A 15,180-nucleotide genomic window follows, 5' to 3' on the forward strand; every position below is an offset into this window, starting at 1 on the left:
CGTACTTGACAAGTTTCATCAAAAAGGTATCATTATTACCAGCCTAATAGTATATTGAGTGACAAGGAGCTGTAAATGGCAAACAGTCATCTGTTTGACTTTTTTGTCCAGCTGCATCTGACCGAGAGGTGTAATCTTCACTGCAGTCACTGCTATCAGACCGGCATGCACGTGGATGAAATGTCCGTTGAAGAGATCCGGGGGCTGATCCGTGAAGTTTCAGCTACGCTTCATACCTGGAAGGAACTGTATGGCGTAGAGTTTACCCCGAGCTTCAATGTGACAGGGGGCGAACCCTTTCTCAGGAATGATCTCCTCGATATCCTGTCCGAAATAGATTTCAGCGGGTTCGACATGTACCTGCTGACAAATGGAATACTTGTCAACAGAAAAAAGGCCGGAGCCCTGTTTTATCTGGGTGTGAAGGGGGTACAGGTAAGCATTGAAGGTCCTGAAAAAATACATGACACAATACGGGGCAAGCGGGCGTTTTCGCGTTCTCTCAATGGGGTGAGATGTCTTCTTGATGCAGGGCTGAATGTTACACTGAATGTTACACTTTCATCCCTGAATGCGGAGTATTTCGTGGATATGATCGAGCTTGCGACAGGAATCGGTGTACACAGAATCGGTTTTTCAAGGCTCGTTCCGTATGGCAGGGGAGCCGCGATGGTGCACAATACCCTGGAACGTGAGAGGGTGAAGGAACTTTATGGAGAGATCTTCACTCGTGATACCGGTTCACTTGAGATTGTGACAGGAGACCCTCTCGCTGCGCAGGTATTTCCGGCACACAGCAATAAAGACAGAGGGGACCTTCCTCTCGGGGGATGTGCCGCCGGGGTATCAGGGATAACTATTCTGCCTGACGGTACACTTGTGCCCTGCAGACGAATGTATATCCCGGTCGGAAACATACGCACGGATTCCTTCAGAACGGTATGGGCGGAATCAGGTGTTCTGGAAGCTCTGCGGGACAGGAGCAGATATAAGGGGAAATGTGGCAACTGCAAGAACTGGGCACATTGCAGGGGATGCAGGGCAATTGCCTATGCCTTTTCAAGGGCACGGGATGAAAATGATTTCCTTGCCGATGATCCCCAGTGCTTTATCACACAGCATTGATTCAAATCCAGCGATACGTATCTCACACGGGTGATCACAAGGTCATCGCAGGCACCTGGAAGGCGCGTGACAATAGTGTTTTGTTGCCTTCATGAAGGGGAGTGCCTCGTCGCTTCGCTCCTCGAAATGACAATCGTTATCGCTGGAGGTAAGATTGCACTTTGTTTTTCTGAAAATGCACGCCAACTCTGTATGTCCTGCTGTCTTTTTTTTCCTGCCAGATGACCGTGCAGTCTTTGGGAGCAGCAAAGATATTCATAAGCGTTATTTGCAGTTTTGTTCCCTTTTTTTGGGGAGAACTCGAGTAAAACGAAAGCCCTGAGTCGCTGATGTCGCAGGTAAGAGCCTTTTTTACAGTTCCGTCATGACGGGAATTGCGGTATAAAAGCGGCAGCACTATCCGCAGTCTGTAGTGTGTTCTCTTTTCCCTGATCATCGTTCGTCAAATACCGGAAGACTCTTCGCTGGAAAAGGTGATGTCCATGAACAGGCCGAGCATGCGTTGCCAGACATAATGAAGTTTTTCAGGCCCCCTTCCATATATTTCAAGATGCTGGTATTCATTAATAATAGAAAACCCTCCTCCTGTCAATCACCTGTTGGTTTGAGAGAATCAGGAAAAAGGTTTCCCTGAAATTGCAACTTTAGTTGTAATTTCACTCGCCTGCATTTCTTCTCCCCTGACAGCCGGACAGGCAAAAAGATAGTTTGCATTCTGCATGATTGTTTATTGTATAGTAGTTATTCATGAAAAAAGACATCACAGGAATTGTTGAAAAAGCTCTTGAGGCACTTGGTGTAGGAATAATTCCGCCTGTGGAAGTAGAGGTTCCCCCGCAGGAAACGATGGGAGACCTTGCGACTCCGGTGGCAATGACTCTTTCAAAGGTACTGAAAAAGCCACCGAGAAAAATCGCGGAAGACATGGTCAACGCTATGGAAACCGGTGGAGTCTTCGAAAAGATCGATATTGCAGGGCCGGGATTTCTGAACTTCACGTTCTCGAAACAGTATCTCTCCGGTGAGGTGAAAAAGCTGCTCGAATTGCAGGGCAGGTTTCTCCGGAGTGACATCGGCAAAGGGAAGAAGGTCCAGATTGAATTTGTCAGTGCGAACCCGACAGGTCCCCTGCATCTCGGCCATGGAAGAGGCGGGGCAACAGGGGAGGCGCTTGCAAACCTTTTGGGCGCCGCAGGGTTCAGGGTTGAACGCGAATACTACGTCAATGATGCCGGCAAGCAGGTGAGACTGCTCGGACTTTCTGTCTTTGCCCGGTATCAGCAGGTTCTCGGCATCGAGTATGCCTTCCCGGAGGAAGGATATAAAGGCGAATATGTCGAAGATATTGCAAAAGAGCTTATCAATGATTACGGCAACAGGTTCCTTCAGGCCAGTTTTGAAGAGGCAGCGGAGATCTTCATAGATTTTTCGTACAAGAAAATACTTTCCTCGATAGAGAATGATCTTCGGTCGTTTGGCATCACCTTTGATGTCTGGCAAAGTGAGAGAGAGCTTTTTGCCAGCGGTGAAGTGGAAAAGTCGATTGAAGACCTGAGATTACGGGGGTTGGTCTATGAAAAGGATGGGGCGACCTGGTTCAGGGCAGCCGATTTCGGTGATGAAAAGGACAGGGTTATCATCAAACAGGACGGGGAATATACCTATTTTACGTCTGATATCGCATACCACAGAAAAAAGATAGAAAAGAGATTCGATGAATTGATCAATATTTGGGGTGCCGACCACCACGGATACATTCCCAGGGTACACGCGGTAATCGAAGCGCTGGGATATCCGAAGGAAAAACTGAGGGTTCTGTTCGTGCAGATGGTATCATTGCTGAGGGGGGGAAAGCCCGTGCAGATGTCAAAGCGGGCAGGAGAATTCGTGACGCTCAGTGAGGTTATTGAGGAGGTCGGCGCTGATACCACGAAATTCATCTTCCTTACCAGGAGACCCGACAGCCATCTGGACTTTGATCTGGAAGTCGCAAAGGTGCAGTCATCCGAGAATCCCGTATTTTATGTCCAGTATGCGAATGCCCGGATCAACAGCATATTTGCCCATGCCAATGAGACGGGAGCGGATACGGATTCCCTCCATAACGCTGATCTGTCCCTCCTGACCGCTCAGGAAGAGAGCAGGATTGTCAAGAAAATCCTGATGTATCCGATTGTCTTTGAGGGTGCTGTGCTCTCGCATGAACCGCACAGAATCACCTATTATCTCCAGGAACTGTCCGGCATGTTCCACCCCTTTTACAACAAATACAGGATCGTGGGTGACGAACCAGAACTGACCAGGGCACGGCTTGCCCTGTGCGAGGCTGTTCGGATCGTCCTCATGGAGGGCCTTGGCATACTCGGCATAAGCGCGCCCCACAAGATGTGATTGACTTTATAATATGGATACTGGTATAAATTAACACGTATGATTCCAAAGACTGATAAGATATGGATGGACGGGAAGTTTGTGGACTGGGATAAGGCCCACGTGCATGTCCTGACCCATACCCTGCATTACGGTCTCGGGGTATTTGAAGGGATACGGTGTTATGAGACGAAAAAAGGCCCTGCCGTTTTCAGGCTGAACGAGCATGTGGACCGGCTTTTCAGTTCCGCACATATCTTTCTCATGGAAATTCCGTATACGCCGAAACAGATACGGGATGCAGTTATCGAAACGATACAGGTCAATAAGATCAGGGAATGCTATATCAGGCCGCTCGCATACATCGGGTATGGCGCAATGGGGTTGTATCCCAGGGGGAACCCTGTCCACGTATCAATCGCGGTCTGGTCGTGGGGAGCGTATCTGGGAGACAAGGGGCTTAAAGAGGGAATAAGGATCAAGACATCGTCATTCATCAGGAATCATGTGAATGCGAACATGACGAGAGGCAAGGTATGCGGCTACTACGTAAATTCCCAGCTTGCCAAAAAGGAAGCGATATCTTGCGGATATGATGAAGCGCTGCTGCTTGACACCGAAGGGTATGTCTCCGAAGGCAGCGGCGAAAATATCTTTATCGTGAGGAATGGTGTGTTGAAGACTACCCCGCTGACTTCGATCCTGGAGGGCATTACAAGAAACAGCATCCTGCAGATCGCACGGGAGCAGAAGATAAAGGTTGTGGAGGAAAGGTTCACGCGGGATGAGCTGTATATCGCGGACGAGGCGTTTTTCACCGGCACCGCAGCAGAGGTTACGCCCATACGGGAGGCAGACGGACGGGTGATCGGCGAGGGAAGGCCGGGGAAAATAACGAAAAAACTTCAGTCTATCTTTTTTGATATAGTCAAGGGAAAGAACGGCACGTTCGCATCGTGGCTGACAAAAGTCTGAACTGAAGGAGGGCAGGACACTCGTCCGCCCTCCTCTGTCATTACTTCTTTTCCTCTGCAGGTGTTTCTGCCGTGACTTCTTCTGTTTTCGGTGCTTCTTCGGTTTGCTTCATATGGCATTTGCCGCAGTCAGCCTCTGCAGTCTGTGAAAAAGCCTTCTGGCCGTCATGGCATTTGCCGCAGTAATCTGGCTTCTCATGATCTTCCCTGGTCATCTTGAAGGCGCCTTTTTTCATGCCGAATGGCTTTGGATGGCAGTCAGCGCATTTCATCCCCTGCTTGGGACCATGCGTATCGCCATTGAATAGCACCTTTCCGGCATCTCCTCCGGCATATTCGACCGACTTGCCTGGTCCGACAGCAATGGCGCTCCCGACGAAAGCGACTGCTACCAGCACACTGAGGATTATCTTCGCGAATTTCATTCCCATCACCTCCTTTCGTCGATATGTCAATCCGGTCTGTCATGCACTGAGTCCTGTGCTGCGCGCATGTGTTTCCCGCAATGCCTGACAGTTTTTCCTGTCCGAAAAATGATTATTCCCTTTTTTTAGAAAAAACTATATAAATATACTTTAGAAGTCTTTTTTGAATGTTGTCAAGGAATTTCAACTGCGCTGATCAGGCATTGCGGTTTCTTGAATTATCACTTTCATTGATGTAATATTAATGTGTAATATGAAAAAAATAATCCGGAAGGTAATACTGCCCGCAGGCGGGCTTGGGACACGATTTCTTCCCGCAACGAAGGCCTCACCGAAAGAGATGCTGCCGATCGTTGACAAACCTATGATACAGTATGCAATCGAAGAGGCTAGTGCCTGTGGAATAGAAGAGTTCATTATTATCACCGGCAAATATAAAAGGGCAATCGAAGACCATTTCGATTCCGCATATGAGCTCGAGGAAAGCCTGAAAAAGACCGGGAAAAAAAGGCAGCTTGAGGAGATCAACAGGCTGAACAAGCTCAATTTTGCATACATACGGCAGAAAGCAGCCCTCGGACTGGGACATGCCATCTCCTGTGCCAAACCTTTTGTGAAGGATGAACCGTTTGCGGTCATATTAAGTGATGACATTATCGATCCGGAGGATTGCCTGCTCAGGGACATGATACACCTCTACAGGGAGTTCGACTCGCCCATCCTGGCACTGCAGAAGGTTCCGGCATCAGAGGTGAACAAATACGGTATAGTGGACGGAAAAAAGGAAAGAGATAATGTGTTCAGAATCGACAGCCTTGTGGAAAAACCGGCATTGAACGATGCTCCTTCTGATATGGCAATAATCGGGAGATATATCCTGACACCTGACATCTTCGATATACTCGAGGGTGTGAGTCCCGGAAAAGGAGGAGAAGTTCAGCTGACTGACGCACTTTTTGCGCTGCTGAAAAAGCGGCAGATATACGGATATCTCTTTACGGGAAAAAGATACGACGCGGGTGACAAACTGGGCTATCTGAAAGCGACAGTTGATCTGGCGTTGCGAAACCATACGGTCTCCGAACAGTTCAGGGACTATATTATCCAGGTAGCTGCAGCAATAAAAAAATAAGATTGAGGGGTTACGATGGTTGATGTGCTGGATGCGGAACAGAAGGTCGATAAGGAGATAGAAATCCCGGAAAGTTTGCCGGTGCTTCCGGTACGGGATATTGTGGTGTTTCCTTATATGATACTTCCCCTGTTTGTGGGAAGAGACATCTCGATAAAGGCTATTGAATCTTCACTGAGTTCAAACAGGATGGTACTTCTCCTGACACAGAAGGATCTAAACATAGAAAATCCCACGCCGGAGGATCTTTTCACTGTCGGCACGGTCGCCCTTGTCATGAGAATGCTGAAACTCCCTGACGGCAGGGTGAAGATACTTGTGCAAGGCATGACCAAGGCGAGGGCGCTGGAGTTTTCCCAGACTGATCCTTTTTTTACCGCGACTGTGGAAAAGATTGAGGATGACAAACAGGAGAAGCTGACCATTGAAGATGAAGCACAGATCAGGAATGTGAAAAGCCAGCTTGAGAAGGTCGTATCGCTGGGAAAATCCATTTTGCCTGATATCATGGGAGTAGTCGAAAATATCGACGAGCCGGGAAGACTTGCAGACCTGATAGCGTCGAATATCGGTCTGAAGGCAGAGCAGTCACAGGAAATGCTGGAAATCAAAGACCCGATGGTCAGGCTGAAAAGAATGAGTGAAATACTGTCAAGGGAGATCGAACTCCTGACGGTCCAGCAGAAAATACAGTCCGAGGCAAGGGGAGAGATTGACAAGACCCAGCGCGAGTATTTCCTGAGGGAGCAGCTTAAGGCAATACAGAAAGAACTCGGAGACATCGATGAAAGGGCGGAAGAGATAAGGGAATTCAGAAAAAAGATCGAAGAAGCAAAAATGCCGGAAAAGGTTCTGAAGGAAGCTGAAAAGCAGTTAAAGCGGCTTGAGAAGATGCATCCGGACAGTGCCGAAGCTGCAACGGTCAGAACATACCTCGACTGGCTGGTAGAAATACCATGGGCCAAATCAACAAAGGATAACCTTGATATCAAGGCCGCGGAGAAGGTGCTGAATGAGGACCACTATGATCTTGAGAAGGTGAAGGAGCGTATTCTGGAATACCTCAGTGTCAGAAAGCTAAAGGAGAAAATGAAGGGCCCGATCCTCAGCTTCATCGGCCCTCCCGGTGTCGGCAAGACATCCCTGGGCAAATCCATCGCAAGGACATTGGGAAGGGAATTTGTACGGATATCTCTCGGGGGAGTAAGGGACGAGGCAGAAATAAGAGGCCACAGGAGAACCTACGTCGGTGCGCTTCCCGGAAGGATAATCCAGGGCATTAAGACCGCAGGGACAAACAATCCTGTTTTTATGCTTGACGAGATTGACAAGATAGGCATGGACTTCAGGGGGGACCCTTCATCAGCGCTTCTTGAAGTGCTGGACCCCGAGCAGAACAATACATTTGCTGACCATTATCTCGCCGTTCCGTTTGACCTGTCCAACGTCATGTTTATCACAACCGGCAATCTTGTTGATACCATACCGGGCCCTCTCCGTGACAGGATGGAGATCATCTATCTGTCCGGGTATACGACGGAGGAAAAGCTTGGCATCGCAAAGAACTATCTGATTCCGAAACAGCTTGAAGAACATGGTATCAGCAACAAGATCCTGAGAATAACCGATCCCGGGCTTTTCGGCCTTATTTCCCAGTATACAAGGGAAGCGGGGGTGAGAAATCTCGAGCGGCAAATTGCGAACCTCTGCAGAAAAGTGGCAAAGAAGATCGCTGAGGGAAAAGACAAGATCTTTGTGATAAGCGCACAGAACATTCACCGGTACCTCGGGGTACCCAAGTACCTGCCCGAGGAGGAAATCGCAAACGACGAGGTCGGTGTCGCTACAGGGCTTGCATGGACAGAGACAGGCGGGGACATTATTTACGTCGAGGCGACAACCATGAAGGGAAAAGGGCAGCTTACTCTGACAGGACAGCTCGGTGACATCATGAAGGAATCTGCCCAGGCTGCCCTGAGTTATGTAAAATCGAGGGCAAGAAAACTCGGAATCAAAGAGGATATCTTTTCGAGGACTGACCTTCATATCCATGTTCCTGCCGGTGCCATTCCGAAGGACGGACCTTCAGCAGGCATCACCATGGGGACTTCAATAGCATCAGCACTTACAGGAAGAGCGGTGAGCAAGAACATCGCAATGACCGGAGAAGTCACGCTTCGCGGAAGGGTTCTTCCCATAGGAGGATTGAAAGAGAAGGCGCTTGCTGCGAAGAGAATGGGAATCAACAGAGTCATCATCCCGAAGAGGAACAAAAAGGATCTCGAAGACATTCCCAAATACATCAAGAAGGACATGGAGTTCATATTTGTTGAGACCATGGATGAAGTGCTGAAGGCTGCCTTAAAGAATAGCGGCAAAAAAGCACGAAAAAATCTTCCGGCACATAACGCCCGTCAGCTTAAAAAAGGCCGTCGATGATGGCTGCCGGACAGATGCGAATAGTCCTGCAACCGTGATTCCTGGCAGTTTCTCACGGGACGGAGAGGGGTAACGTGCTCTATCCCGAACACTACCTGTTCCCATGGCACCAATTACTGGCTGAATCCTGCAATGGTGGCTTGCCGGGGTATGACGGCAGAGGAAAACAATGTCTGCGAAGGGGGTATTCCCCGGGTATGCAGCAAAATATGACACACTTTACCCGCAGCAAAGAGTGATATGAAGATCTCGGAAATCGGCGAGATTCTCCTTTTGGAACAGATCAGGAAGATGTTTTCGGAAAAATCCGGCAGGGTCCTAATCGGGATCGGAGATGACGCCGCAGCAGTCAGGCCGGTCAGTGAGACGCTTCTCGCGACTACCGACATGATGGTCGAAAAGGTGCATTTCGATCTCCGGTTCATCACACCTTATCAGCTGGGGTTTAAATTGCTGTCCGTGAATGTCAGTGATATTTATGCAATGGGAGGAACACCTTTTTCGTGTCTCCTCAATCTTGCGGTAAACAGAAATATCCCGCAGGAATTTCTTGATATGTTTTTTGAAGGAATCAGAGATGCCTGCACCTTGTACAGAGTGACGGTCATCGGAGGCGATCTCTCGGCGTCTGTGAGGGACATGTGCCTTTCAGCTACGGTCTTGGGGCATGCGAAGAAGTGTATACGGCGCTCAGGGGCACGGGCAGGCGACCGGATTTATGTCACCGGGGATCTCGGGGATTCCGCCTGCGGCCTGGAACTGCTGAAAAGGGCAAATACGCACGTGCCTCTGTCTCTGAAAAGGGTTAATGTCAGAGATCATCGCGTTTTACCCATGAAATTAAGTGGTAAGGGGAAGGGCGGAGGTCTGCGCGCAGCGCTTCAGGACGCCAAGGCTGCCTTTCTCCGTCTCGGGTGCGCATGGAAAGACGTTCAGCCCCTCGTTACCCGGCATCTTCTGCCTGAGGCAAGGACCCCGGAACCCATTGCCGGAAAGGCAACTGCGCTCATTGATGTCAGCGACGGGCTCCTGATCGATTTAACGAGGATTTGCCATGAGAGCCGCACCGGGGCCAGAATATATCGTGACAGGATTCCGCTGTCACAAGAACTGAGAACGGTTTCGGCGCGTCTCGGGATGTCTCCGGAAAAACTCGCGCTATCAGGCGGCGAGGATTATGAGCTCCTTTTCACTGTGCCGAAAGGAACAAGGGTAAAGGCACACTATATCGGAGATGTTGTACAATCTGGTATGGTAATGGTGGATAGAGAAGGGCGGGAAAAACCGTTTATTTCTGAAGGCTATCAGCATTTCAGGAAGAAGAAAACAAGAGCATGAATAAATATCAGAAAATTGCCCTGTTAATAGGGGCTATTATCCTCATATTGCTTTTCGGAAAAACAATTACCCAGGTTGGGTTGAGAACCATCGGTTCGCTTGGTGCGATGGCGGGCAAATTCATTATTCTCATCATTGCGATAGTGCTTATCGTTTCTTTCCTGAAAAAGGCAGGAAAAAAGAAATAGCCCTGCGCGCGGTTGAGGGTTCAGCCGAAAACACGACAAAAATGTATTGACTTCCCTTTATTTCCGGTGATAAGGTAGTCCGTGAGGACAAAAAGATGCCGAATTTAAGACTCCTCCACCCGGTATTCACTCTTGATAACCAGGTATTGTTTGCCCCAGGCACCGTTCTCACAAGAAACACCCTTGATGACGCACTCTCCTCATTCAGGCGCATTCCCTATAAAACCTGTTCACTTCTTGGCTTCAGTACGGTAAAGGAAGACCTCCTGAATTTTCTGAGCATCCCTCCGTATGTGACCATCTTCTTTGACCAGAGGCAGATTGATGAGCTGATGAACCTGCTTGACACGATTAATCTCCCTGTGCCTGTTCTCGAAACGATCGAGTATGTCAAGCAGAATGACTTCCAGACGTACTGTCATATCCTCATAGTATTTGCGCTGTCTACCCTGCTGACGAAGCTTCTTCTGTCAGACACCCAGAAAAGGATCAGGGTGGCAGCAACCGGTCCCACCCATGATATCGGCAAGATCTGCGTGCCCCTGTCTGTGCTGCAAAAAACCACCCCGCTGACGAAAAAGGAAAAGGCGCTCCTTGAGCACCATACCATTGCAGGGTATGTGCTGCTTTCCCATTACTCCAACAACAGCAGGCGTCTGGTCTGCAAGGTGGCGCTGGAGCATCATGAAAGGGAAGACGGTTCAGGATATCCCCGGGGAATTATGATGAAGGATATCTTAGTGGAGATTATTACTGTCAGCGACATCTACGATGCCCTGATTGCACCCCGTCCTTACCGTTCTTCCGCGTATGACAACCGGACTGCGCTCGAGGAAATAACCCGGATGGCGGAAGAAAAGAAACTTCGATGGGATGTCGTGAAGGCCCTGATCTCGGTTAACCGGGAATCAAAGCCGAATCACACCAAAATTACCATATCAGGCGAAAAAAGGGGAACACCGCCTCTCCATAATGTTCATGGTATCACTTCGGATGCATGAAGCCTGCCCCTGATTCACAAAATATGCATTAATCCGCGTAGACAGACTTATTGTGCAGAATGCCTCCGCCTTTATCTGTTGCTATTACCCTGAGGAACGCAGCTTCGCCGGGCCCGTTCTGTGCAACGTTTATCTGGCTTACCAGAGATACGCTGGCAGCGCCCGCAGCAAACAAGCTGACATTCGGATCCCACGGAGACATCTCCTTATGTAGAGTCTGTCTCGCGAGAACAAACTGGTTGTCGAGCGTACCGGCGAGAAAAAGGGAAAAAAGCTGACTGTTGTTCATGTCCGCATTGTCGATTAATCCGTCTCCGTTTGAGTCAACTTCCCTGAAAGCACCGGATAACCCGGTGTTTCCCTTGAAAGCACCATTAAGCCATGCCTGGAGTTCCGGCTCGATTGCTGCCGATGCCCTGAGAACAGCACCTCTTTTCAGGCGATCCTGCATTCCGAGATATGCGGGCATGGCTAATGCGACAATAATACCGATAACCGCAAATACGATGAGGAGTTCAAGAAGCGCAAAGCCTTTCATATCTGAAAATCTCTTTGTCGCGGTACTCATCTGAAGACCAAATAAAGAATGCATGATAGAATGATACCAAAAAAAAACGAAAAAGGGGGATGCTCAGTGACATTTTTATCGATACACTGAAGTAGGGCTTGGAACGGAATCTTTCCGGAAAGAATCCATATATATTTTGCTTTTTTGGCGGGAATTATATACAATTTTCTGTATAAGTCTCACATTTTATAGGGATAAACAAGCGTGCCATACGATTGCATGGCACGGAAAGGAACGGGATGGAAGAAAATAGTCGGCAGGATACGCTGAAAAAATATCTCACTCTCATATCTGTAATCAACAGTATGGAAAACCGCCTGCGGTGGACGGAACTCGTTCTTCTGACCCTGAACGTGCTTATCTTTATGTTTTCATTCCATTATATTTCAACATTCATGCAGACGAAAAGATTGTTAATCACGCCCCTTGAACTGTCTTTTATATTAGTCATTCTCGTGATCGGCATGTTTATCTGCTCATATTGGGCATCCTCGTCCCTCAGACTGCATCTCAAACTCAAGCTGCACTTTTTTCATCTGAGATTCCTTGAGAGACAGCTTGATGATGCCGGAGAGTTCATATTCTCTGATGAAGCAATCTTTTTCAACCCGTCACTGGGAAGTCTTGAAAGCGCGGATAAGAAGGAAAACGTTACATATCCAACTGAAGGTCTCACACGAATGGACGGGTTCATCGGTGCCGCAAAGCCAAACTTCTTTTCATGGCTGATTCCCAGCATCTTCTTCGTTCTTTACTGGTCAATATTTATCTGGATATCGATAAAATTTTCATTTTCTGCTGTCGGATAACAGACACAGGACCCCACGCGAATATGCTGCAAATAGATTGTGCTTCTGCGCAATACATCATTGAACAATCTGAAAGGAAGGGAGCCGCTCTTTCGTTACACTGATATGCCGCTGGACATCAACAGTTTTTCAGCCTCTGTGCTGTTGAGCGGATGCGAGAAGAAATACCCCTGGACATACTGACATTTCAGCGCCTTCAGGAGGGGAAGTTGCTCCCCTTTTTCGACTCCCTCCGCGATAATTTCCATTTTCAGGTTATGCGCAAGATTCACAATTGCGCTGACAATCTCTGAATCCTGCCCCTGTTCACCTATCCTGTGGATAAAGGAGCGGTCAATCTTCAGAGCGCTCACAGGAAACTGCTGGATGTAGCTCAGGGACGAATAGCCGGTTCCGAAATCGTCGATATGAATCTTGACATTCATTGACTTCAGGAGCGAAAGCACGGATGATATCTTCGGGTCCTCCATGAGAAAGCTTTCCGTGATCTCGAGCTTGAGGCACCCCGGCTGCAGGCCGGAACTTTCCAGCACGTATTTGATGTGCGGGATAAAGTCCGGATGCGAAAGCTGCTTGCTTGACACGTTCACGCTGATGGTGAGCGGAGGTGATGAGGGGAACTGATCCTGCCATTTCCGTATCTGCCGGCAGGATTCCTCAAGCACCCAGTTGCCGATGGGAATGATAAGCCCTGTTTCTTCGGCCAGCGGGATGAATTCCGGCGAGGGGATGAAGCCGTGTTTTGCATGATACCAGCGCAGAAGCGCCTCGAATCCGAATATCCTGCCGGTTTCCAGGGACACAATGGGCTGATAGTAAATGAGGAAATCCCTGTTATTGATCGCGTGACGCAGGTCGGTTTCGAGCTGAAGGCTGCTCAGGACATCCCTGCGCATGGCTTCATCAAATATCATGTGGCATCCGCGACCGTGAAACTTGGCTTTGTACATCGCGATATCCGAATCCCGCACGATATCTTCCGCCCGGTTGTAAGGGTCACTGACGGCAATGCCGATACTTACGGTCACAAACACCTGACTGTCATGGATATCAAATGGCAGGGACATATCCTGGTGAATCCTCTCGGCGACAAGTCGCGCAAAATCCGCGTTGCCGATATCATCCAGCAGAATGGCAAACTCGTCACCGCCGAAACGGGCAAATGTATCACCTTCCCGGAGGTTCGTGTTCAGTCTCCCCGCCACTTCTGCAAGCAGCTGATTGCCGAACAGATGCCCGAAGCTGTCGTTGATGTTCTTGAACCTGTCAAGGTCCATAAACAGCACGGCGAACCGGTAATCCCTGTGGCGCTTTTTGCGGGCAAACGAGACCGTAAGGCGGTCCATGAACAACGCGCGGTTTGGCAGTCCTGTTAGCCTGTCATGAAACGCGTCGAAAATCAGCTGCTCCTCCATGTCTTTCCTGTCAGTAATATCGGTCTGAGAACCTGCCATCCGGACAGGCGTTCCCTCATCGTCCCTCACCGCGATGCCGCGGCAGAGCATCCAGCGGTAAGTACCGTCCTTGTGCTTCATGCGGAAATCCTTTTCCAGGTGGCCACGGGGTTCTTTCAGGTGTGAAGAAAACTCATTCCGCAGATTCCCGATGTCATCGGGGTGTACATGCCTGAACCAGTCATCGGGGCTGTTGCCGAGTTCGTCATCCTGATACCCGATCATGGTTTTCCAGCGGGGGGAGAAGTATATCTGATCAGTTTTGAGGTCCCAGTCCCAGAGCCCGTCGTTTGCACCCTGCGCGGCCAATGCGTATCGTTCTTCACTCTCCCTGAGTTCCCTTGTCCTCTTTTCAATCACTCTCCGGTATTCGAGCAAACGCATGATGGTATAGAGCAGAATGACAAGACTTACGAGCAGCAGCGGAAAAGAGATTGCCCTGATCTCAAGCATCGTCTCCGCGATATCAGGAGAAGCCATTGCGTCTGCCTGAAGTATCAGGAAAAAAAAGGTTGCCAATAGACTATGCAACATGTGCCTGACCATATGCCGGGTTGCGTTCTGCCTGCACCTTTGTATGCATAAATGGCTGCAATAGCTCTGCATAACCTACACTGTGGTATGGTGTTCCTGTACTGCTGAAGAGGTTTTTGCACGTGAGGCAATCTGTTCCTGCAGAAGCCTGAGAAAATGGCTGAACAGTGTTCCCTTTTCGGTAAGTGCAACTCCCAGGCCGTACTTCCGTGAGGTGTCAGGCATGAGCACTTTCCTTTTTACGATACCTTTCAAGAAAGAGACAGAGTTATCCGGCATGAATATTTCCAGCTCAATGTGCGTTCCTGCCGGGAAATCCCTGTTGCACTGCAAAAAAACGCCATTTACCGATACGTCAATCAGCAAACCCCATGAGGTCAGTGTCTCAGATTTGAGCCTGACATAGAGTTTTGTCTGGAACCGAATATCCCTTCTCTTTTCCATCACAGCTCCCCTTGTCTGCTGGAAAGTATACTCATAGTTTATCGGTTATGCACCGCAAGTCAATCCTACCTGTGTAGGGTGTCGCTGTTACTGAACTCGTGAGGAATAACCAGGGCCATGATAGAATCTCGGAATTATGTTTATTGAGATGCACCGATGCATTGACAGAGGGAAGTTTTTTGATAGTGTCGATGCTAAAACTGTTATCGTGACTCGGAAAGTGAGTGTAACATGAGGCACGGCATTCAGGGAAAGGCGATGCAGCAGAAATTCGTTCTCATTGTAGAAGATGACGAGATGATCATGAATATGATCACCGATGCGCTTTCCAGGGATTACGCAATCCTGAGAGCCTCTTCATGTGCAGAGGCAAGAAATC

Annotated in this window: 14 protein-coding genes; 9 read left to right on the top strand and 5 right to left on the bottom strand. The window is 49.0% G+C overall.

Annotation, left to right across the window (positions count from 1 at the left end):
* The first annotated feature begins 75 nt into the window (after positions 1-75).
* Positions 76-1,125, top strand: coding sequence for a radical SAM protein (locus tag AB1552_06520; GenBank protein MEW6053430.1), 1,050 nt, complete (start codon positions 76-78; stop codon positions 1,123-1,125).
* A 136-nt stretch (positions 1,126-1,261) separates the two neighbouring features.
* Here AB1552_06520 and AB1552_06525 read toward each other — a convergent pair whose 3' ends face one another.
* A complete protein-coding gene (locus AB1552_06525) occupies positions 1,262-1,561 on the bottom strand; it encodes a PilZ domain-containing protein (GenBank protein MEW6053431.1) in 300 nt (99 codons plus the stop codon).
* A 311-nt stretch (positions 1,562-1,872) separates the two neighbouring features.
* On the opposite strand from AB1552_06525, the gene argS reads away from it, so the two are divergent.
* Positions 1,873-3,516: an arginine--tRNA ligase gene (gene argS / locus AB1552_06530; protein ID MEW6053432.1), complete on the top strand. Its 1,644-nt coding sequence runs from the start codon at positions 1,873-1,875 to the stop codon at positions 3,514-3,516.
* Positions 3,517-3,555: 39 nt separating this feature from the next.
* Positions 3,556-4,470 (top strand): branched-chain amino acid transaminase, encoded by a 915-nt coding sequence (locus tag AB1552_06535; protein MEW6053433.1) that lies wholly within the window; start codon positions 3,556-3,558, stop codon positions 4,468-4,470.
* 40 nt (positions 4,471-4,510) lie between these two features.
* On the opposite strand, the gene AB1552_06540 is transcribed toward AB1552_06535, so the two are convergent.
* Complete coding sequence (locus tag AB1552_06540) at positions 4,511-4,894, bottom strand: c(7)-type cytochrome triheme domain-containing protein (GenBank protein MEW6053434.1); 384 nt, start codon at positions 4,892-4,894, stop codon at positions 4,511-4,513.
* Between the two features lie 253 nt (positions 4,895-5,147).
* Here AB1552_06540 and galU point away from each other — a divergent pair, with 253 nt between their 5' ends.
* The 5 genes from galU (at position 5,148) to AB1552_06565 (ending at position 10,992) form a co-directional block, all read left to right on the top strand.
* Positions 5,148-6,026 carry a UTP--glucose-1-phosphate uridylyltransferase GalU gene (galU, locus tag AB1552_06545; GenBank protein MEW6053435.1) on the top strand — a complete coding sequence of 293 codons (879 nt, stop codon included), beginning with the start codon at positions 5,148-5,150 and terminating at the stop codon, positions 6,024-6,026.
* A 15-nt stretch (positions 6,027-6,041) separates the two neighbouring features.
* Entirely contained in the window at positions 6,042-8,465 is a 2,424-nt protein-coding gene (lon, locus tag AB1552_06550) for an endopeptidase La (protein ID MEW6053436.1), read from the top strand.
* Between the two features lie 240 nt (positions 8,466-8,705).
* Positions 8,706-9,803: a thiamine-phosphate kinase gene (locus AB1552_06555; protein ID MEW6053437.1), complete on the top strand. Its 1,098-nt coding sequence runs from the start codon at positions 8,706-8,708 to the stop codon at positions 9,801-9,803.
* Positions 9,800-9,991, top strand: a complete 192-nt coding sequence (locus AB1552_06560; protein MEW6053438.1) for a hypothetical protein — start codon at positions 9,800-9,802, stop codon at positions 9,989-9,991. Before AB1552_06555 ends, AB1552_06560 begins: the two co-directional genes overlap by 4 nt.
* 95 nt (positions 9,992-10,086) lie before the next feature.
* On the top strand, positions 10,087-10,992 hold the full coding sequence (locus AB1552_06565; protein ID MEW6053439.1) for an HD domain-containing phosphohydrolase: 906 nt from the start codon (positions 10,087-10,089) through the stop codon (positions 10,990-10,992).
* 28 nt (positions 10,993-11,020) lie between these two features.
* Here AB1552_06565 and AB1552_06570 read toward each other — a convergent pair whose 3' ends face one another.
* Positions 11,021-11,530, bottom strand: coding sequence for a prepilin-type N-terminal cleavage/methylation domain-containing protein (locus AB1552_06570; protein MEW6053440.1), 510 nt, complete (start codon positions 11,528-11,530; stop codon positions 11,021-11,023).
* A gap of 269 nt (positions 11,531-11,799) precedes the next feature.
* On the opposite strand from AB1552_06570, the gene AB1552_06575 reads away from it, so the two are divergent.
* Positions 11,800-12,369, top strand: a complete 570-nt coding sequence (locus AB1552_06575) for a hypothetical protein (GenBank protein ID MEW6053441.1) — start codon at positions 11,800-11,802, stop codon at positions 12,367-12,369.
* A gap of 95 nt (positions 12,370-12,464) precedes the next feature.
* Here the strand turns inward: AB1552_06575 and AB1552_06580 are convergent, their stop codons facing one another.
* Together AB1552_06580 and AB1552_06585 are read right to left on the bottom strand one after the other, a co-directional pair.
* A complete protein-coding gene (locus tag AB1552_06580) occupies positions 12,465-14,342 on the bottom strand; it encodes an EAL domain-containing protein (GenBank protein ID MEW6053442.1) in 1,878 nt (625 codons plus the stop codon).
* Positions 14,343-14,432: 90 nt separating this feature from the next.
* A complete protein-coding gene (locus tag AB1552_06585; protein MEW6053443.1) occupies positions 14,433-14,801 on the bottom strand; it encodes a PilZ domain-containing protein in 369 nt (122 codons plus the stop codon).
* Positions 14,802-15,180 lie beyond the last annotated feature (379 nt).

The sequence above is a fragment of the Nitrospirota bacterium genome (assembly GCA_040754395.1).
Taxonomy (GTDB): Bacteria; Nitrospirota; Thermodesulfovibrionia; order Thermodesulfovibrionales; family SM23-35; genus JBFMCL01.

Coding starts and splice junctions, on each gene's coding strand:
- AB1552_06520 (MEW6053430.1), top strand. CDS start 76: ATGGCAAACAGTCATCTGTTTGACTTTTTTGTCCAGCTGCATCTGACC.
- AB1552_06525 (MEW6053431.1), bottom strand. CDS start 1,561: ATGATCAGGGAAAAGAGAACACACTACAGACTGCGGATAGTGCTGCCG.
- argS (MEW6053432.1), top strand. CDS start 1,873: ATGAAAAAAGACATCACAGGAATTGTTGAAAAAGCTCTTGAGGCACTT.
- AB1552_06535 (MEW6053433.1), top strand. CDS start 3,556: ATGATTCCAAAGACTGATAAGATATGGATGGACGGGAAGTTTGTGGAC.
- AB1552_06540 (MEW6053434.1), bottom strand. CDS start 4,894: ATGAAATTCGCGAAGATAATCCTCAGTGTGCTGGTAGCAGTCGCTTTC.
- galU (MEW6053435.1), top strand. CDS start 5,148: ATGAAAAAAATAATCCGGAAGGTAATACTGCCCGCAGGCGGGCTTGGG.
- lon (MEW6053436.1), top strand. CDS start 6,042: ATGGTTGATGTGCTGGATGCGGAACAGAAGGTCGATAAGGAGATAGAA.
- AB1552_06555 (MEW6053437.1), top strand. CDS start 8,706: ATGAAGATCTCGGAAATCGGCGAGATTCTCCTTTTGGAACAGATCAGG.
- AB1552_06560 (MEW6053438.1), top strand. CDS start 9,800: ATGAATAAATATCAGAAAATTGCCCTGTTAATAGGGGCTATTATCCTC.
- AB1552_06565 (MEW6053439.1), top strand. CDS start 10,087: ATGCCGAATTTAAGACTCCTCCACCCGGTATTCACTCTTGATAACCAG.
- AB1552_06570 (MEW6053440.1), bottom strand. CDS start 11,530: ATGAAAGGCTTTGCGCTTCTTGAACTCCTCATCGTATTTGCGGTTATC.
- AB1552_06575 (MEW6053441.1), top strand. CDS start 11,800: ATGGAAGAAAATAGTCGGCAGGATACGCTGAAAAAATATCTCACTCTC.
- AB1552_06585 (MEW6053443.1), bottom strand. CDS start 14,801: ATGGAAAAGAGAAGGGATATTCGGTTCCAGACAAAACTCTATGTCAGG.